The sequence below is a fragment of the Natrialba aegyptia DSM 13077 genome (assembly GCF_000337535.1).
GTDB classification, from domain to species: domain Archaea; phylum Halobacteriota; class Halobacteria; order Halobacteriales; family Natrialbaceae; genus Natrialba; species Natrialba aegyptia.
Genome location: NZ_AOIP01000029.1, coordinates 24211 through 43127, shown reverse-complemented (window position 1 = coordinate 43127; position 18917 = coordinate 24211). Strand labels below are relative to the sequence as shown.

Sequence of the window (18917 nt, the reverse complement as noted above, 5' to 3'; positions counted from 1 at the left end):
TGTTCAGAGCATGGAGATAACTCGTCATTTCACGGCCACCGTGTACGTGGTGAACGACGGGGCGACAGCACTGCACGAACACGAGCACGTCGGAAAAACGATCCCGCCGACGGGCCACGTCGACCGGGACGAACTCCCCCACGAAGCCGGCCTTCGAGAAGTTCGGGAGGAAACCGGACTCGATCCGACGCTCCTCGACGACACGCGATCAGTCGATACCCCCGGCGGTCGGGTGCTCCCGCAGCCCCGCCACCAGATGCTATACGATATAAACGTCCACGACGGGACCGTTGGCCATCAGCATATCGACCACGTCTACTACGCTACGGTCCCGGATCGCGACCTCTGTCCCGGACCCGGTGAAGTCGGAGCGGATGCATGGCGATGGTATCGGATACCGGAACTTCGGACGAGTGAACTCCCGGCGAACGTCGTTCGATTCGGCGTCGAAGCTATTCGAACGGCTACCGATTCGGCTGAGCGGGAGTGAACTCGTCGCTTCCGGATCTCCTTTACTCGGTCCTACCACTAGAACCGTCTCATACGGGCGCTCGTCGGAGGGCTGGCTGCGATACACGAGATGCCAGGACACACGAGTTTCCGGGAGACGTACCGTTATGCCACGCGCCCCACGTCCGTTACGTATGAGCGAACCGACGGGCGAAGCGGCCGACGCGAACGTCTCGGTCCACGAGGGCATCACCTACGCCGACCGCGAGGCCGGCGAAATGGAACTCGACCTGTACCTCCCCGGCGAAGAGCGTCCGCCGCTGGTCGTCTACATCCACGGGGGCGGGTGGATCGCCGAAACCCGCGACAACGTCCCCGATCCGGCGCGCTACGCGGCCGAGTGGGGCTGTGCAATCGCCAGCGTGAGTTACCGTCTGGCCGAGGTGCCGGACGACGCCGGGCCGGAGATGCAGGGGATGTACGACCCGACCAACCCGACTCCCCGGGGAGCGTTCCCCGCACACTTCGTCGACGTAAAGGCCGCGATTCGGTGGCTTCGAGCCAATGCCGCGGAATACGGCTACGACGCGGAGCGCATCGCGGCGTGGGGGTCCTCGGCGGGCGGCCACCTGGCCCTGCTCGCGGGCGTCGTCGAGGACGTGATGGATCTCGGAGCGGCGTTCGACGGTGAACTGAAGAAGTCCGTCGCACCCGACACCTCGGGGGCTGTACAGGCAGTCGTCAGCTGGTACGGTCTCACCGACTTCACGTTCGCGGCGGACAACGCACCCGGCATTCCCTCGCTGCTACTGGGCGGCCCCGCGTCCGACCGCCCGAAGCGGTTCGAGCAGGCGAGCCCCATCACCCACGTCTCCGCGGACAGTCCACCGACGCTCCTGATGCACGGGCGAGCTGACGAGGTCGTAGCCGTCGAACACAGCCGGCGATTCTTCGATGCGTTGGACGAAGCAGGTGTGAACGCCGTCTTCTACGAGTTACACGACCGCAACCACGTCTGGGCAGAGCGCATCAAGGACATCGAATCCGAACGGGTGGCGATGGACCTCCTCACGACCGAGCCGACACCCAGCCAATCGGTGTACAGCGCAACTCACGTTGACGAGGGCGAGACGCCGGAGCCGCTTCTCGATACCGCGTTACCGGCTGGCCCGGCAGCGATCGAACAGTTCCTCGCCCGCACCATCAAATGACGAGCGGACACGCGCCCGCATCTACCGATTCACTGGAGCGACTGCAAGCCGGGTCGACCACGGTTCACGTCTCTCCGCCGTCGCTACCGCTCACGAGGAGAGTTCGCAGCAAAACGACGGGCGCGGAGGGATTTGAACCCCCGACATCTTGGTCCGGAACCAAGAACTCTGTCCACTGAGCTACGCGCCCTCACTCCGCCCTACTGCAACCGCCGCCAAAACGATTCCCTTTTCGATTCTTCCATCGCTGTCACCGGTCGTGGCTGACCGTCACACCGGCTGCAGAATTAAATCGTGGATTCCGTATTGAAAACGTCGCTCGTCCCCTCGGCGACCGTCCCGGGCTCCGCCAGCGAAATCTCGACCGTCTCTTCGGGCTGAGAATCGGCTCGTACAGTGACGTTCCGACCGTGATAGGTGAACTCGAGGCTCGTAAATCCACTACTCGATTCACAGAGCGAATCGAGCATATCTGGGTCGATAACGTTATAAAGCGGCTCGAGTTCAATCGGATCTGTCCCGGATTCGCGAGCGATGAGGTCGACGATAGCCATGCTTGGTCGTTGATCCGTCACCGTGACTTCCATCGAACGTGCACACTGCGAGTTCATAACTGATGCTGTGGGTGCCGGTGATAAAGAAGGTGACCCAATATTTCAGGTGGCGGAGTCAGGAGAGAACGATTGTTCAGAATACCCGACCGAATATCGCCAGATAAGCGGCTAAAACCGCCGATAATCGAACACGCACGACAGGAACTGATGCTGTACAGATAAGATAGAAGACACGTATTACCTCAGGAGCGGCTATTACGGAGTGATTTTGAACGGTGGTTCTGAATAGCGAGTAGTGATGGGGCACGCCAGTCAGTGGCTGAACTCGGTGCGGACTGTAGCACCGACTGCAACGAGTGACACGCCGATCGCAGAGCCGTCGTGCGGCCGGGTGTGCAGTGACTTGCAGCGGCTACTGGAGTCAGTCGCGCCGGGGGACTTCGTGTCGGCCGAAGCCGTACCGGAGGCGGTTGGCGAGTCGTCGCGAGAAGCGGCCGTCGTCCGCGCGTGAGCCGAACCGTTCGGAGAGTGCGGTATAGATGAGCGGTAGTGGGACCTCCTGTTCGAGGGCTTCCTGAACGGTCCAGGTGCCGGTGGAGCCGCCTTCGATGCGGTCTGCGACGGTTCCGAGGTCGGTGCCTTCCTCGCGGAACGCTTCCTCGCAAAGTTCGAGGAGCCACGAGCGGATCACCGCACCGTTGTTCCAGACGGAGGCGACGGATTCGAGATCGAGGTCGTACCGGCCCTCGTGGAGGAGTTCGAAGCCTTCGCCGTAGGCTTGCATGAGCGCGTACTCGACGCCGTTGTGGATCATCTTGACGTAGTGGCCGGAGCCTGCGGGGCCCATGCGCCCGTGGCCGTCGGGACCGGTTGCGACGGCGTCGAAGACGGGTTCGAGTTCGTCGTAGGCCCAGGTCGGGCCGCCGATCATGAGCGAGAAGCCGAGTTCAGCGCCGGCGGGGCCGCCGGAGGTGCCACAGTCGAGGTAGGCGGCGGGGCAGGCGTCGGCTCGTCGGACGGAGTCTTCGAAGTAGGAGTTACCGCCGTCGACGACGATGTCCGTCTCGTCGAGGTGCGGGTCGAGTTCGTCGAGCGTTGCGTCGACCGGTTCGCCGGCGGGGACCATGAGCCAGATGCGTTTGTCGGTGTCGAGGCGGTCCGTGAGATCCGAGATAGAATCGGCGGGTTCGGCCCCGGCGTCGGCGGCCGTTGCGACGGCTTCGGGATCGAGGTCGAAGGCGACGATGTCGTGGCCCGCCGCGAGGGCACGTTCGACGACGATCTGTCCCATACGTCCGAGTCCGATGACGCCCAGTTGCATAGCGGACCGTCCGCGACGGAGTGAAGTAGGGGTTGTGGTTTTCGTGGCTTCGGAGGATCGTGAGTGCTGTGAGTGAGTCCGCTCGTGGCAGCAGACTCACAACCGGAGTTCACACCGTGCCGAGAATTACGCGCCCGCGATTGCGTCAGGGCCACTCAGGCCGTACTGGTCGGTTCCCTCCCAGACCGTACTGCTACTGCAGTGGCTCCTGAAGATGCGCCCAGCCAATGGCGTCCAAGACGATGAATCGATCGTCGTAGTGGACGTAGACGCCGTTGTATTCGTGTTCCGTTCCCTCGTGGTACGGCAGCGAACTGCGAATCGTATCGACGACGGACCAGGCACCGTCGCGTTCCAGTGTGACGTGTTCCCACTCCTCGCGTGCACGGCGTCGGATCGCACGGTTGATCGCCCGCCGTGCGCCGGGGATTTCGTCGAGTTGGCGCGACGAGGCGTCGACGATGGTGGCATTAGCAGGAACCTCGTCCGGGTCGATGATTCGAGCGCCGAGATTGGCCTTCGAGCGAGCCGTCGAGTTCTTCGAGCGGTTCGAACTGAGCACGTAGCCGGCGAGGGCTGCCGTGCCGACGGCGAGCAGCGAGAGTGCGATTCCTTTGGCACCACTCCTCGCGACGGTTGTGTTCGCCTTTGTGCCCCCGTTTCCAGTTCTGTTCCCAGTCCCCCTGAGCATGGGAGTATCTTACAGTAACCGACTAAGTATCTTTCGCAAGAATGGTAGTTCCACGATCGGTTCCCGAGCCGACGAGTTCGCAAACCTACAAAGAGAGGGTTGCCGCCAGGTTCGTCGTGATCGCCCCGCCGACGACGAGCAACGCGATTCCGACGAGCGCAGCCGCCCGATACAGTCCCAATGCATCGGCCGCGGGTTCGCGAAGCTTCTTTCCGTTGAGACCGCTCTCGAGTCGTTTCGAGCCGATTTCGACGAGGGTGGCAAGCAACAGCCAGAGCGCGACCATCAGCAGCACCAGGTGTCCCCTGGTCGAGCCGAACAGACTCTCGGACGTGTACCGCGCCTGTGCGAGATGGCCGCCCGTCAGCAATAGGACGAGCGCGCTGACGCGCGAAATCGTCGTCAACTTGCCGGCGATCGCCTCGAGCGGCTTCGTCGTATTGAACTCGCCGTCGCGAGCGAGCGGCAACACGACGAACGCGACGTAGAAGACGCTGCCGGCCCAGAGTGCCCCAAAGACGAGATGGAGGGTCTGCGTAACGAACGTCTCGACCATAGTACTCTCTCGGAGACTGGAGGTATCAGGGTTCCGACTTGCGGCGGGCCGGCTGCTTGCTACTGTCACTAGCTTACTCGAGCCACTCCCAGTCAGCGGTCCACCGGATCAATCGCCGTCGGAGAAGCGCATAGGCTACCGAGACGCCGAGACCGCCGAACACGACGGTCCTGATCCAGCCGTCGAAGACCACGAGGGCCGGCAGTGCGAGGACGAACGCGAGAACGGCATCCTCCGGTGCCCCGTCGTATCGGATCCATCGCTTCGGACGGAACCATCGACCGCGGACGTGGTCGTAGACGGCGCGTTCGGTACGGTTTCGCCAGGGGTCCATCTCCGGTCCGCCGCCGAAAACGTCGCTGGCGGCGTGGAGCCAAGCCGCGGCGACGAACGCAGCGATGGTCAACGTCGCCGCTGTCGGTGCGTAGAACGCGAGCCCGACCGCCAGAACGACCCCGACGAGTCCGACGATCGGGAAGTGAAACGTCCGGCGGTGAGCGAGCGGCAGATCGAAGTCGGGTGCGAGACCGCCGGCGAGCGCACCGAGTGCGAGCGGCACAGAGAACTCGGGCATGAGATATGCGAGAGGGGAGACAACAGTGAGACCGGCGAACGCGTGCGTCGTCGCCATCATCGAGTGTGATCACCGGCCATACCGACGGTTCGACGGACGGCACCAAAAGTGGACCGTCCAGTGGTCAGCAACTGTTTCAGTCGACGTTCTCGCCTTGGTAACTGCCGTCGTAGGTTTCCTCGTGGTTCGCCTCGGCGAACACGAGCTGGGCGATCCGCGCGTCGCGTTCGATCTCGACGTCGTGGTGGACCTGCAAGAGCCCCTCGCCGCGACCCTCGTAGCCGGCGTCCCAGACCGCCGTATTGAGCATGCAGGAGTTTCGCATCAGCGACGAGCGGGGATAGACGAACCCGATGTGCCCGTCCGGAATCGCGATTTGCTCGTTGTAGCGCGCGACGTACGCGCCCTCGGGCAGATAGTACGTGTCGGGCGCTTTCTGCTCGAGTTCTTCGAGCGGGCGGGCGGCTCGGTCGCCGATTTGCTTGCCGTCCCGGCCGATCCGGCCGGGTTCGAGCTGGTCGAAGACTATGTCGAGGGTGAGATCGACGCCGTTGGGCTGGACCTGTTCGGGGGTCGTCGGCGAGACGTGATCCGCAACGAAGGTACCGGAGCGAAACATGATCGTATAGCCGAGAGATAGCGGTATCGGGAAAAACGTGTCCTTTCGAGTCGACCGGCAGATGACGCGGTTCGAGAGTACCGGTGATGCAGTTCGAGACTGTGTTTCACACGAGATCAGGAACTGAACGAGTTCCGTGCGCGGAGAACAATTAATTCCGGTCCAACCTCCTCCGCGCAGCACTGTCTACGTCTGTAGTTGTAGCGCAATAATTGCTCGAAAACTGCGCGCATGGGCGTATCTAACACGGTCGATCCTCAAGGAAACACGCTGGATTTATCAGGACGGACGGCCGAGATTCGGATGCTATGGGACAGACTCTCACCGAAAAGATTCTCGACGACCATCTCGTCGAGGGCGATCTCGAGACCGGCGAGGAAATCGGTATCGAGATCGATCAGGTACTTACTCAGGACACGACCGGAACGATGGTCTGGCTCCAGTTCGAAGCGATGGGACTGGACGAGGTCCAGACCGAAATCGCAGCCCAGTACTGCGACCACCAGACCTACCAGTTCGACTTCAAGAACACTGACGACCACCGTTTCCTGCGTTCTGCAGCCGGTAAATATGGCGCTTATTTCTCTCGCCCCGGCAACGGTATCTGTCACAACGTTCACCGCGAAAACTTCGCCGCACCCGGCAAGACGCTACTCGGCTCCGACAGCCACACGCCGACCCCCGGCGGCCTCGGTGAACTCGCCATCGGTGCCGGCGGTATCGACGTGACCGTCGCAATGGGTGGCGCACCGTACTACATCGAAATGCCCGAGATCGTCAACGTCCGTCTCGAGGGCGAACTCCCCGAGTGGGCCACGGCAAAGGACGTCATCCTCGAGATGCTCCGTCGCCTCTCCGTGAAAGGCGGCGTCGGCAAGATCCTCGAGTACACCGGCCCCGGCGTCGAGACGCTCACCGCACCCGAGCGGATGACGATCACCAACATGGGCACTGAACTCGGCGCGACCACGTCGATTTTCCCGACCGACCACCAGACCGAGGACTACCTCGAACGCGTCGGTCGCGGCGACGAGTTCACCGAGATCCAGCCCGACGAGGACGCCGAGTACGACGACGAGATCGTCGTCGACCTCTCTGACCTCGAGCCGCTGATCGCCCAGCCGTCGATGCCGGACAAGGTCGTCCCGGTCCGCGAAGTCGCCGGCCAGGACGTCTCCCAGGTCATCGTCGGTTCCTGTACGAACGGCGGCTACGAGGACATCCTCCCCGTCGCCAAGATNNTTGCCAGCCCGCTCAGAGATGTGTATAAGAGCCAGCGCCAGGGCTGGGTCGCGGAGATGATGGCCGCCGGCGTCAACTTCTCCGAGGCGACCTGCGGTGCCTGTATCGGGATCGGCCACGTGCCCGCCTCCGATTCCATCTCGCTGCGGACCTTCAACCGCAACTTCGAGGGCCGCTCGGGTATCGAAGACGACAACGTCTTCCTCTGTTCGCCGGAGGTCGCCGCCGCCGCGGCGATCAAGGGCGAAATCGTCGACCCGCGCGACCTCGCCGAGGAAGAGGAGGGCCTCGAGGCCCCCGGCGTCGAACTCCCCGACGAATACGACGGCTCCAAGACGGACCTCATCACGCCCGACGAGGCCGTCGACGACGAACTCGTCAAGGGTCCGAACATCGGCGACGTGCCGCTGAAGGACCAGCTCAGCGCCGATGTCGAGGGTGAAGCGCTGCTCAAGATGGAGGACAACATCACGACCGACCACATCATCCCTGCAACGCAGGACATCCTGATGTACCGGTCGAACGTCCCCAAGCTCTCCGAGTTCACGCTCTCGCGCGTCGACGATACGTTCGCAGAGCGTGCGCTCGACGCCGACGGCGGCTTCCTCGTCGCCGGAGAGAACTACGGCCAGGGCTCCTCGCGCGAGCACGCCGCCCTCTGTCCGATGTACCTCGGCATCGAGGGCGTCCTCGCACAGAGTTTCGCACGGATCCACCGCGCGAACCTCTTTAACTTCGGGATCGTCCCGCTCCAGATCGACGAGGACACCTACGAGAACATCGACCAGGGCGACGACGTCGAAATCGTCGACGACGTCTACGACGCCGTCACGAGCGGTCAGGAAGAGTTCACCGTCCGCATCAACGGCGAGGACGAGTACACGGCGGTCCTCGACGCCTCCGAGCGCGAACGCGACATTCTCGCGGCCGGCGGCAAGCTCGCCTGGACGAAAGAACAGGCCGAGGGCGCAAGCGGCGCGGCTCCGGCTGACGACTGATCTGATCAGTCGATTTGCGGATTTTTTTGCGCGCGGTGTTCGTGACCCGCCGAAGTATCCGTCTCGAAGGGCGAGTGCGCCCAGGTAGTCTGTTCGGACCTCGGTTTACCCGTTTCGTGTACGAGTGAATCTAAGACGTAAAGAGGCGAGTCGCTAACTAGGTACTATGGACGATCCTTCGCGTGATTTCCTCACCGAATTGCTCGAGACGCCCTCCCCATCGGGCTATGAAACCCGCGGCCAGCAGGTCTGGGTCGACTACGTCGACCAGTTTGCTGACGACGTTCGGACGGACGCTTACGGAAATGCCATCGCAGTGCACGAGGGAGCGCCCGATGCATCCGGCGCACCCGAAATCGTACTCACCGGCCACGCCGACGAAATCGGCTTCATCGTCAAATCGATCGACGATAGCGGCTTCGTCAGACTGGGGCGGATCGGCGGCTCCGACCCCTCCGTTTCGAAGGGCCAACACGTCACGATCCACGCCGCCGACGGTCCCGTCGAGGGCGTGATCGGGCAGCACGCGATTCACCTCCGCGAGGACGAGTCGGAGACCGACATCGAGGACCTCTGGATCGACATCGGGGCCGAAAGCGAGGACGAGGCGCACGAACGCCTCGAAATCGGAGACCCGATCACCTTCTCTTCGACGGTCTCGTGGCTTTCCGAGACGCGTCTCTCCGGCCGCGGCCTCGACAACCGCGTCGGAACGTGGGCCGCGGCCGAGGGGTTCCGACAGGCCGTCGAGGCCGGAACCGACGCGACCGTCTACGCCGTCTCCACCGTCCAGGAGGAAGTCGGGTTCAACGGCGCACGGATGGTCGGGTTCGACCTCGAACCCGACGCCGTCGTCGTCGTCGATGTCGGTCACGCCGTCGATTACCCCTCCGCGCCGAGCGAGAAGACGAGCCAGATGGAACTGGGCGGCGGGCCGGCACTCGGTCGCGGCAGCACGAACCACCCCGCCGTGTTCGACGCGCTGCGCTCGGTCGCCGACGAGCGCGAACTCGAGGTACAGATCGAGGCGCTCGGGGTCGGGACCGGGACGGACGCCGACGGCTTCTTCACCGCGGCGGGGGCGATTCCGTCGCAGGTGGTCAGCGTGCCGAACCGCTACATGCACACGCCCGTCGAAGTGATCGACACCGACGACCTCGAGGAAATTGCGACGTTGCTGGGTGCGTTTGCGAGCCGGGCCGACGAGTTCACGCCGTTCGCGGTCGATATCTGATCTGCACCCGGATCGGCGGTCGAACCGGTGGGCACTACGACGGCCTCGCGGACCGAAGCCGTCATCCGCCCGTGACCGATAGCTCGAGCGAATGCCGACCGGACACGAAAACGAGGGGTACCGACGGTTGTTCGAGACGGACGGACTCACGTTCGGCGCTGGATTCCCGCTTACCGGCGCGAACCGGTCGACGCCCGACCCCGAGGCGGAGATTCGGCTCGCGAAACGCGCCGAGGCGGTCGGCTTCGACGGCCTCTGGGCGCGCGACGTGCCGACGTACTGGCCGGAATTCGGCGATGCCGGTCAGACGTTCGACCCCTGGCCGTGGCTCTCGCACGTCGCCGCCCACACCGACGAGATCGCGCTCGGCACCTCGAGTATCGTCCTCCCGCTTCGACACCCGATTCACGTCGCGAAGTCCGCCGCGACGGTCGACCGACTCTCGGACGGGCGGCTCGTCCTCGGGGTCGCCTCCGGCGACCGCGATCCGGAGTACCCCGCCTTCGGCGTCGACCGCGACGAGCGCGGCGCGCTGTTTCGCGACCACGTCGAAACCCTTCGCACGCTGTGGCGCGACGAGTTCCCCGAGCGCGAGGGACGGTGGGGCAGCCTCGACGGTGCACTCGATGTCGTACCGAAACCGACGGCGGAGACGATTCCGCTGCTCCCGACCGGGAACGCCCGCCAATCGCGCGAGTGGATCGCCGAACACGGCGACGGCTGGCTGTTCTATCACCTCCCCGAGCGCACGCTGACGGACTACCTCGATGCGTGGCGGGAGGCCGCCGGTGAAAAGCCGTTCGCGATGGCCGTCCGCGCTGAACTCGCGGACGATCCGACGGCCGAACCGGAGCAGTTACACCTGGGCTACCGGGCGGGCACCGAGTGGTTTCAGGACTACTTCGGACGGCTCGCTGAACTCGGCGTCGACCACGTTATCGTCTCCATCGAGAACGACGATCCGGAGCGGGGAATAGAGCGGTTTGCAGCGGCGATTATCGACGCGGACTGAGCGAGACGCCTGCTCTATTTGCCGGCAGGTCTCCATCACTGCTCGCTCGATTCGTCGTATTCGAGTTCAACGTCGGGCGACGAGGTGCCGATCCGGAGGTGGTTCTGGTGGGCGTAGTGGCGATGAGCGAGCGCGAAGCCACCGAGGGTGATGACGACGAACGCGGACCAGGCGGCGGCCGGGAGTAGCGAAAACGGGACGATATCGAGTAGCGTTCCGCCGAGAACCACGGTGACGAGTGCTGTCAGCCCGAGGTAGTAATCACTCCAGGAGAGATTGCGTCCGCGGACGGTGTCCATATAAATTTTGACGTCGTCGAGCACCGGTGTCGGTTCGACGGTTCCTCGGTCGCGGTCGAACTCGAGGACGCCGGCGTTGTCCATCTTCGGCAGGTGGGACTGCTGGAGTGCCGTGTAGACGCGTTTGCGGTCGCTACTCGAGACCTCATCGAACGCGAGGTCGTCTTCGCTGGCAGCAATCGACTGTGAGAGCGTCCCGATATCGATCCGTTCGTCCCGGTAGATGAGCGTCTGAAGGATGTGCCGTCGACGGCGGTTTGCCAGTAATTCGAAGAGTTCGTCTTCGGTAAGTTCACCGTGCGCTGACTCCGATTGTGAGACCTGTCTCTCCATCACGAGTGCTACTCCGACCCCCGCATCAGTTAGAGAGTCTACATTTCCATAGATAAAACTATCTATCGGGAAGAGAGTCTGCAATTTTTCCATGAAGGTCGGAGGCGACTGCGATGGATCAGGAACGTTGTGCTTGCATCGTGTCGTCGAATATCGGAACGGAGTGGTCGTCCCCGTCCATCGAAGCGACCGTTGTGTTCTCGCTGGTTTCGAGGTCGTACCGAACGAGAACAACCGGTCGCGACGGGATCAGTTCCTCACCACGCGACGGTTCGGAGTGGGAGCACCCGATCGAGTCGTGTCATCTCGATACTGAGACTGCAGCAGCCGCGGGAATCGTCGGCGTAACCGGTCGGTTTCGGAGTCGTCCGTCACGCGCGAGTCAGGTGGCTGAAATCGCGGATTAGTCTCAGAGAACGGAAGTCAACGCCAGCAATACTGGGTACCGATGACGGAAGTCTCGCATTTCGACTCGTCGATACCACGGTCAACGATCGTATTACAATGATCCCACAGCCGTTCGGCGTTCTCGTAGCGCTAACGCACGGAGTGAGCCAACAGTGTGGCACCCCCATCACCGATCACGCAGGCGTCTCGATCCTCGATCGGCCCACCCGTGCGTTCAGCAGCAACGACAATCGATATGCTCACTGCTATGCATGAAGACGGACGGAAGTCAACGACGGAAACGGGAACCGGCTCCGATCAAATTTCGCTCTACGTCTACGAGTTCGAGACCGACGAACTCGTGGATGCGATTTACGACGCCGAGTCGATCGTGATCCCGGACGTGGGCGATCGCGTCTCGTTCGTCGAGGCCCGCGCGGACGGGGACCTCGAGACGGAGTCGGTCAGCTACCGGGAGGAGTCCGAAGCGGCGACGTACGTTGTCAGACAGCGGGAGATCACCTACATCTCGGTGGACTACGATATCGACGGCCTGCAACAGAGCGACGCGCTCGTTTCCGAGGTCAAACTGTGGGTAAGCAGCGATGCCGAAGACCGAGGACCGGGTCGGTCAACCCGGTGAGTAGCGGTCGCAAGCGCTTCGCAAGCGCTCCGCAAGCGAGACTGACCCAGTGCGCCGACGGTATCAGAACCGATCCAGCCCGAACATACCGATCCCGTGGTCCGTCTCGCCCTCGAGCGCCAGATCGGCCATGATCTCGCCGACGACGCTGGCGAACTTGAATCCGTGACCCGAGAAGCCGGCCGCGACCGACACCTGCGGATGCGCAGGGAGGGTATCGATCACGAAGTGGTCGTCCGGCGTGTTCGTGAACAGACAGGTCTCCAACCGCATCGTCGGCCCCGCGCCATCCGGGAAGTACTGCTCGGCGAACTCGCGCAACAGTCGCTCGTCGGCTTGCGTCGGTTCGCGCTCGAAGGCGTCGGGATCGACGGTCTCCTCGCGGTGGTTGTACCGGCCGAACTTGAACCCGGGAACCCCGTGAATCGGAAAGCCGTAGAACCGCCCCTCGGGAACCTGCAGGTTCCAGACGGGGAACGCCTCGGGGTCGAAGGCGGCGGGTTCCTCGGGTTGGAGCCAGGCGAGAACCTGGCGCTCGGGAACGGCGAGCCCGTCGAGTTCGTCGATGAACTCGGCGGCCCACGCGCCCGCGGTGACGACGAGTTCGTCGGCCTCGTAGGCGCGGTGGTCGGTTTCGACGCGGACGCCGTCGTCGCCGGTCGGCCGCCAGTCGACGACGCGTTCGCGGGCGCGGACGGTCGCGCCGTGTGGTGGGCGCGGTCGACGTGTGCGACGATGCACTCCTCGGGAACGAGAAAGCCGCCGTCGGGCTGGGAGACGGCCTCGTACGTCTCCGGGAGCTGGTAGCCCGGATGGCGGTCGGAGAGTGTCGCACTCGAGAGGACCTCGTGATCGAGGTCGTGTTCCTCGCAGGAGCGCTTCGAGCCCTCGACGAGCGGATCGCCGCGCGGACCGGCGTCGATGGTGCCGGTGCGGTACAACAGCTGGCGGTCGTGGTCGCTCTCGAGTTCGGTCCACAGTTCGTCGGCGCGACGGAGCAGCGGGACGTAGGCCGGGTGTTCGTAGTAGGCGAGACGGAAGATACGAGTGATACCGTGTGAGGACCCGTAGCCGTGGGGAACGTCGTAGCGTTCGAGGCCGAGAACGTCGACGCCGCGTGCGGCGAGGTGGGCGACCGTCGCGCTTCCCATGCCACCGACGCCGAGCACGATAACGTCGTACCGGTCTGTCATGCGCGGTGATACGACGAGGGTGTCGAAAACACTTCCTCACCGTCTCACCAGTTACCGGGAGTCTCGTGCTCGCTCGCGGAGGTGGTGCTGTTGGCGGCGTTCGCTGACGTGATCGAGGCCGTCGGCCAGTTCGTCGCGAACGGCCGTTTCGAACGTCTCGACGTCGGTAAGAAACTCCCCGGAGAACTCTTCGACGAGTTCGTACGACCACTGGTCGTTGATCGCGCCGGCGGGGAGGTGCTCGTCGCGAAGTTGGTTGGCCCACTCGTCGTGGCCGGCGTTTCGAAGTTCGGCTTCGGCGTCTCTCATGCGGTCCATCGCGTGCCCGAGTTGATGGTGGAACTCGAGGAGTGCGCCGTAGGAGCGATGGAGATTCTCGATGCCGAGTTGGAGATCGTGGAGGGCGTCGAGTTCGTCGTCGGCGAGGTCGAGTTCGAACGCGGGATGAGTGGCCTTTGAAGATGCGTCTGTGGCCTCGTCCGAGGCGGTGTTCGTGTCCGCGGTTGTGTCTGTAGTGTCAGTTTCGGACGCGGAATCACGCGCGTCGTTCGGTGTCGGCATAGCTAGCCGCCCCACGAATAGAACCAAGAGCGTTGTGGGCGCAAGTGAGGAGAACGCCGGTGTACCGTTTGAGAACGGCGGCTGCACTGATTCTCGTGTGATTGGTGATGAAACCGGTCGTCTACGCCGTGAACTCGTACAACTCGTCGCCGACGTGGTGTAGCGAGTCGACGACTTTCCCCTCGTTACCGGCCATCTCCGCGCCCTCGACGCGCGCCCGGCCGACGGCCAGCACCTTGCCGTGAGTCTCCTCTGCGATGACGACCAGATCGTCCGGTGAGATGTCCTCGGTGGCTTCCGTGATCCCCGGACGCATCACGTCGGCACCGTCGCTGACGAACGAGATTGCGCCGGTATCGACCGTGACGAGTCGTCGCTCGGGTTCGTAGGCGTTCGCGCCGCGAACCGTCAGGAACGCCTCCTCGTCGAAGAAGGCAACTCGGGGCTCGCCGTCGATCAGGATGACCTCGCGATCCGCATCCTCGAACTCGACGCGCTCGTAGGCGTCGCCGTCGAGGGAGACGCCCAGTTTGTCGGACAGATCCGTTTCGAGTTCGGAAACGTCGTCGCTGCGAAGGTGGTGACGGGATTTAACTTGCATACTCGCCCTACCTGCTATACCCATTTAACGGAATAGGTTTAGCGCGGTGATTCGCCGTCTCCGTCCGAGATATCGATGGCGCACATATCGTCGGCCATCTTCTCGCAGTCATCGTTGAACTCCCCGAGGGACTCGGGATAGCTATCGTCCGGTCCGTCTCCCCCTCTCTCTCTCTCTTTCCCTCGCCGTCTCTCACTCTCTCGATCGTCATGGCGAACGGGGACTGAGCCAACTGCACCGACGTGCCCGGAGAGATCGGGGAAACCACTATCCACCCGTGGCTGGTAGTACGTCGGACTGCGTTCGATGGCCAGCGAATACGTCTTCATCAGCGACCTCCACATGGGCGGCGACGAACAGCTCACGGCGCTCGATTTCGAGGCGGAACTGCTCGACTTTCTCGCCGAACTCGAGGAGCGTGGCGGCGACGTCGAACTGATCATCAACGGCGACGCCTTCGGACTCTGGGAGTACGCCGAAGTGACGGGGACGGCGAAACTCGACCGTGTGATCGAGGACCACCCGCGCGTCTTCGAGCAGTTCCGTGCGACCGGCGAGGTGATCGACATTACCCTCATCCCGGGCAATCACGACTACGACCTCGCCTGTTACACCTCGTACATCGACCGCCTCGCGGCGTATAACATCGTGCTCGAACCGGTGGTTTCGATCACGCGCGAGGTCGATGTCGACGGGGGTGACGAGGACGAAACGCCGCGAATTTGGATCGAACACGGCCAGCAACACGACGCGAACAACCGGATGCCGGACTGGGGAAATCCCAACGCGCTCCCGGTCGGGTACTTCGTGGTCCAGCGGATCGTCGCCGCCGCCGGTCGTTACTCCGGGCGAGCCAAGGGCGACTGGCTTCGCGACATCCAGTCGGTCGCGCCGATGGAGGAGATTCCGCGCTGGCTCCTCTCGAACTACTTCTATCGGGAGATGAGCCCGTATCTTCGAGCCGTCGTCATCCCACTGTTGCTGTTTTTCAACATCACGCTCCTCTACCTGTTCGGGACCGTCCTCGAGGTAATGGGTATCCTTCCGTCGGCGTTTTTCACCGATAATCCCGTCATCCATGCACTCGGTATCGGCGAGGTCGTTCTCGAGTTCATCATCGCAATCAACATCGTCATTATCGCGATTCTCCTGTTGCTCGCGATTCCGCTGTGGCTATTCAGACGGGATCTCAGAAAGACGCTGGATCGCTTCGGGGTTATGCTATCGGGCGTCCGCGTAGGGCAGGGGGACGAACCGTTTTTGCGTGCGGCAAGGGACGTTCTCGAGGCCAATTCTGATGTCGCCGTCTTCGTCTACGGGCACACGCATCGGGCGTCGCTCACTCGGTGGGGTGACCGACTGGTCATCAACACCGGAACCTGGCTGAAAAAGCTCCAGCACGTCGAGACCTGGTTTTCGCGGCTGCCGGGCATCTACTACCCCTCCTTTCGTTTGAACTACTTCCGGATCTTTCCCGAGGGGGACCGGATCGTCGTCGAGTACGAGAAGATCGAGACGGACCAGTCGCTGGATCTCACCCGCTTTCAGCGACTGGTCGCGCGCCGTCCGCCGGCGGCGGAACCGATTCCGGCGCGAACGGTGATCGACCCGAACGGGACGCTCGAGACACCCGATGGCGCGTTCGAACGCGATTCCGACACTGGCGCTGACGCTGACCCCGGTTCCGGAAAGCCATTCGCGACCGTCGACGGAAGCGACGGCGACCGTGCAGACGCCACCGATCGGACGGGCGAGGAACGCGACTAACCCGGTTCATCGAGCGGGAGTCTCGTCCCGCTCCGATCGGTGGGTGGGTGCGGCCGGTCACGGCGGCGGGGATGGCTATTCAGCACCTCGCGTCGAGGGGTACTGGTATGGTCAGGGTACTCGGCGGCGAAGGAACGGACCGAATGGAGGGGATGAGCGACGGCGTCTTCGCGATCGTTCTCACGCTCCTGGTGTTGCAGTTCGAGGTTCCAGACGTTCCTGCGTCGAGGCTTCCGGCGGCAGTCGGCGACCAAGAGACGTTGCTGGTCAGTTATCTCCTGAGTTTCGCCGTCGTCGGTCTCTACTGGATTATCCACCACAACCTCTTTCAGTCGATTACCGGTCACGACCGCGTGCTGCTGTGGCTGAATCTCCTGTTCTTGCTCTCGATTTCGTTTCTCCCGTACCCGACCGAGATCATCGGAAGCTACGGGACGCAGTTCGCCTGGACGGTGTACGCCATCAATTTCGTCCTGGTCGGCGTGCTCATGACGAGCGTCTGGGCCTACGCCGCCCGCGCCGGATTTACGGACAGCCGGATCAACGAACAGGATGCGCGGCTGATCACGATCCGTGGGCTCATTTCGCCGGCCGTGTTCCTGTTCTCGATCGTCGTCGCGACGCAAAGCCTCTCGCTGGCGTTTTTCACGCCGCTTTTGATCATCCCGCTACAGTGGGTGTGGGTCCGGTACTACCAGCGACGAACGGGCGCGTCAAACGTCTTCCAGGACGCCGAATAGTCCCGAGCGAGACCGATTGACTGACCGAACACTCCCGCCCGAGCGAACGTGTGACAATTGCTAAGTAACCACATGGCCTTCGTACACCTATGTGGCCATGGTCCTCTCGCTCCCGTACCGCGACGGTCACGTGTCTCGCCTGCGGCGATAGCGTCTCACGGTCGACCGCCCGCGAGTACGACAAATACGGTGACCGGTGGGACCGCACGGACAAAGCGTTCGAACACCTCTGTCCCGACTGCCACACCGACCTCTGTCACCACCCGCGCGATGAACTCGAGGAACTTCTCGTCGAACTCCGCGCCGGCGAGGAGGAGACGGAGACGTTTCTCGAAGGGTATCTCGCCGCTGTCGAGGACCGCTATGGCCGCGTCGAAGAGGAATCCTGACGCCATGTTTCGGCGTCGGAGCAGCCACTGTCCTCAGCCGAATCGGTCGAGTCCGGACTGGCGGCGGCGCTTTCCGGCGGGATTCCGCCGCCAGGCCGTCCGCCGATCGCGTTCGGCCTCGAGTTCAACGTCGGAAGCCGGTCCGGAATCGTAGCCGGGGCAGGACGGTCCGCACTCCGAGTTCGCGTCGACGAGTCGGTCGCGCCACTCGCAGTACGGTAGCGTCGCGCCGTTCGCGTCGGTCGGCGTGCAGGCCTCGCAGGCTGGAAAGTCGTACGTCCGCCAGCCCTTGCCGTAGGCTCGTTCGGCGAGTCGGCGGCGCGCCCGGGCCTTCGCGGTCGCTGTCACGGGTTCGATCGCCGCGTGGCCGGGCTCGAACGCGAGCGGTTCGATACCCGGCTCGTCGGTCGGGAGCGGCGTCGGTTCGCGAACGACCTCGAGTTCGATCTCGGCCGTAGTCGAACCCGAATCCGGTCGATGAACGCGCCAGACGCCGACCTCGTCGGGAATCCGATGCAGGTGCGCCCGCGTGACGTAACTCTCCGTCGCCAGCACGACCGTATCGACCAGCGCGAGGCTCACGTCGGTGCGCAACTGCGCCTCGAGATCGCCGGGTCGGCCGAGATCGGGCTTGTTCTCGATGCCGACGATGCGGTCGTACCAGTCGGGATAGCGCGCGACCTGTCGGACGAACTCGCGGCCGTTGCGGCGTTCGCGCTCGAAAAAGCCGATCTCGCAGGCCCGGTCGACCGCTCGACGCGCGCGATCCGGGTGGCAATCGAAGGCGCGTTTCCAGTAGCGGGTGCGACCGGGGCCGACGGCGGACTCGATAGCGGCGTCGGGAATCTCCTCGCTCGTGATCGCCGCGCGGTCGTCGAACTCCGGCCCGGGTTCGACGCAGACCACGTCGAGAATCCGACCGCCGGGGTCGGCGACGCTCCCCCCGAGTTGCCGGGCCACGAGCGCATCGGTACCCGCGATCGGCTGCTCGCGGGACTGCTCTAGGTGTGCACAGAGCGCGAGTTCAAACGCGAACTCGGTCACGAGGGATCACTCGTACTGTGGGTGGCGAGCGAGAAAAGGAGTCGGATTCGCGGTTGTTATCGGTCGTTCGCCGGGTCGAGTAGCGTGTCGCGACCGTACGCCGATCGCGTAACGAATCGGTGTCGCACCCGCCTGAGGACGAGGAGGCTTGCGACGAACGGGCCAACACCGCCGAGGAACACGGCGAAGAGGACCAGAACTGGGTGGTCGCCGATGACGGTGACGATCGTGAACGCGATGAGCGCCGATGCGACGAGCAGGACCGACAGGCCGACGGCGATACCGGCGGCCGTGAGCAGACCGTACCCGGGAAGCGGATCGATCGGACGAGGGGCGATCGGTGCGTGCATCATCTCTCGTCTCGACCGAGGCGTCGCTCGCCGATAAGTGTAGTCTGAAAAACATTTCAGTACGGTCGCTAACTGAAATTCGTTTCATACGGACTGCTGTAAGTCATTTCCGGCGCAACCGCAGGACGATCCGCGGTTGCGCCGGGAA

At 63.4% G+C, this 18917-nt stretch carries 20 protein-coding genes, 1 tRNA gene and 2 pseudogenes; 9 read left to right on the top strand and 14 right to left on the bottom strand.

Annotated features, from left to right (window positions below; genetic code table 11):
* Positions 1–10 precede the first annotated feature (10 nt).
* Entirely contained in the window at positions 11–490 is a 480-nt protein-coding gene (locus C480_RS10705) for an NUDIX hydrolase (protein WP_006665630.1), read from the top strand.
* 154 nt (positions 491–644) lie between these two features.
* Positions 645–1661 carry an alpha/beta hydrolase gene (locus C480_RS10700; RefSeq protein ID WP_006665629.1) on the top strand — a complete coding sequence of 339 codons (1017 nt, stop codon included), beginning with the start codon at positions 645–647 and terminating at the stop codon, positions 1659–1661.
* A gap of 117 nt (positions 1662–1778) precedes the next feature.
* Here C480_RS10700 and C480_RS10695 read toward each other — a convergent pair.
* The 7 genes and pseudogenes from C480_RS10695 to C480_RS10665 form a co-directional block, all read right to left on the bottom strand.
* A tRNA-Arg gene (locus tag C480_RS10695) sits at positions 1779–1851 on the bottom strand.
* Between the two features lie 97 nt (positions 1852–1948).
* Positions 1949–2272 (bottom strand): HalOD1 output domain-containing protein, encoded by a 324-nt coding sequence (locus tag C480_RS10690; RefSeq protein WP_275040275.1) that lies wholly within the window; start codon positions 2270–2272, stop codon positions 1949–1951.
* 364 nt (positions 2273–2636) lie between these two features.
* Positions 2637–3596, bottom strand: a pseudogene (gene gnd, locus C480_RS10685) (phosphogluconate dehydrogenase (NAD(+)-dependent, decarboxylating)); the annotation flags it as partial.
* Positions 3597–3729: 133 nt separating this feature from the next.
* A complete protein-coding gene (locus C480_RS10680; protein WP_006665626.1) occupies positions 3730–4227 on the bottom strand; it encodes a hypothetical protein in 498 nt (165 codons plus the stop codon).
* 85 nt (positions 4228–4312) lie between these two features.
* Positions 4313–4783, bottom strand: a complete 471-nt coding sequence (locus tag C480_RS10675) for a hypothetical protein (RefSeq protein ID WP_006665625.1) — start codon at positions 4781–4783, stop codon at positions 4313–4315.
* 73 nt (positions 4784–4856) lie between these two features.
* Complete coding sequence (locus tag C480_RS10670) at positions 4857–5417, bottom strand: hypothetical protein (RefSeq protein WP_049903569.1); 561 nt, start codon at positions 5415–5417, stop codon at positions 4857–4859.
* Positions 5418–5493: 76 nt separating this feature from the next.
* Positions 5494–5976: a deoxyuridine 5'-triphosphate nucleotidohydrolase gene (locus C480_RS10665; protein WP_006665623.1), complete on the bottom strand. Its 483-nt coding sequence runs from the start codon at positions 5974–5976 to the stop codon at positions 5494–5496.
* A gap of 308 nt (positions 5977–6284) precedes the next feature.
* Between C480_RS10665 and C480_RS10660 the strand changes: the two genes are divergently transcribed.
* From C480_RS10660 to C480_RS10650, 3 genes are all read left to right on the top strand, one after another.
* Entirely contained in the window at positions 6285–8216 is a 1932-nt protein-coding gene (locus C480_RS10660; protein WP_006665622.1) for an aconitate hydratase, read from the top strand.
* 166 nt (positions 8217–8382) lie between these two features.
* Positions 8383–9450, top strand: a complete 1068-nt coding sequence (locus C480_RS10655) for a M20/M25/M40 family metallo-hydrolase (protein ID WP_006665621.1) — start codon at positions 8383–8385, stop codon at positions 9448–9450.
* Between the two features lie 91 nt (positions 9451–9541).
* On the top strand, positions 9542–10462 hold the full coding sequence (locus tag C480_RS10650) for a TIGR03571 family LLM class oxidoreductase (protein WP_006665620.1): 921 nt from the start codon (positions 9542–9544) through the stop codon (positions 10460–10462).
* A 35-nt stretch (positions 10463–10497) separates the two neighbouring features.
* Here C480_RS10650 and C480_RS10645 read toward each other — a convergent pair whose 3' ends face one another.
* Positions 10498–11094 (bottom strand): DUF7344 domain-containing protein, encoded by a 597-nt coding sequence (locus C480_RS10645; RefSeq protein ID WP_006665619.1) that lies wholly within the window; start codon positions 11092–11094, stop codon positions 10498–10500.
* A 643-nt stretch (positions 11095–11737) separates the two neighbouring features.
* On the opposite strand from C480_RS10645, the gene C480_RS10635 reads away from it, so the two are divergent.
* Positions 11738–12124, top strand: coding sequence for a hypothetical protein (locus tag C480_RS10635; RefSeq protein ID WP_049903566.1), 387 nt, complete (start codon positions 11738–11740; stop codon positions 12122–12124).
* A 63-nt stretch (positions 12125–12187) separates the two neighbouring features.
* Here the strand turns inward: C480_RS10635 and solA are convergent.
* From solA to C480_RS10615, 4 genes and pseudogenes are all read right to left on the bottom strand, one after another.
* Positions 12188–13317: pseudogene (gene solA, locus C480_RS10630) on the bottom strand (N-methyl-L-tryptophan oxidase).
* Positions 13318–13368: 51 nt separating this feature from the next.
* Positions 13369–13878, bottom strand: coding sequence for a hypothetical protein (locus C480_RS10625; RefSeq protein ID WP_006665616.1), 510 nt, complete (start codon positions 13876–13878; stop codon positions 13369–13371).
* Positions 13879–13999: 121 nt separating this feature from the next.
* Positions 14000–14479, bottom strand: a complete 480-nt coding sequence (locus C480_RS10620) for an RNA-binding protein (RefSeq protein ID WP_006665615.1) — start codon at positions 14477–14479, stop codon at positions 14000–14002.
* A gap of 38 nt (positions 14480–14517) precedes the next feature.
* Entirely contained in the window at positions 14518–14808 is a 291-nt protein-coding gene (locus tag C480_RS10615; RefSeq protein WP_152424046.1) for a hypothetical protein, read from the bottom strand.
* On the opposite strand from C480_RS10615, the gene C480_RS10610 reads away from it, so the two are divergent.
* From C480_RS10610 to C480_RS10600, 3 genes are all read left to right on the top strand, one after another.
* A complete protein-coding gene (locus C480_RS10610) occupies positions 14786–16246 on the top strand; it encodes a metallophosphoesterase (protein WP_006665614.1) in 1461 nt (486 codons plus the stop codon). The genes C480_RS10615 and C480_RS10610 overlap by 23 nt on opposite strands.
* Positions 16247–16353: 107 nt before the next feature.
* Complete coding sequence (locus C480_RS10605; protein ID WP_006665613.1) at positions 16354–16986, top strand: TMEM175 family protein; 633 nt, start codon at positions 16354–16356, stop codon at positions 16984–16986.
* 89 nt (positions 16987–17075) lie between these two features.
* Positions 17076–17375 carry a DUF7562 family protein gene (locus tag C480_RS10600; protein ID WP_006665612.1) on the top strand — a complete coding sequence of 100 codons (300 nt, stop codon included), beginning with the start codon at positions 17076–17078 and terminating at the stop codon, positions 17373–17375.
* Positions 17376–17408: 33 nt separating this feature from the next.
* Here C480_RS10600 and C480_RS10595 read toward each other — a convergent pair whose 3' ends face one another.
* Complete coding sequence (locus tag C480_RS10595; RefSeq protein WP_006665611.1) at positions 17409–18419, bottom strand: DUF5787 family protein; 1011 nt, start codon at positions 18417–18419, stop codon at positions 17409–17411.
* 56 nt (positions 18420–18475) lie between these two features.
* Positions 18476–18772 carry a hypothetical protein gene (locus C480_RS10590; protein WP_006665610.1) on the bottom strand — a complete coding sequence of 99 codons (297 nt, stop codon included), beginning with the start codon at positions 18770–18772 and terminating at the stop codon, positions 18476–18478.
* Between the last annotated feature and the right edge of the window lie 145 nt (positions 18773–18917).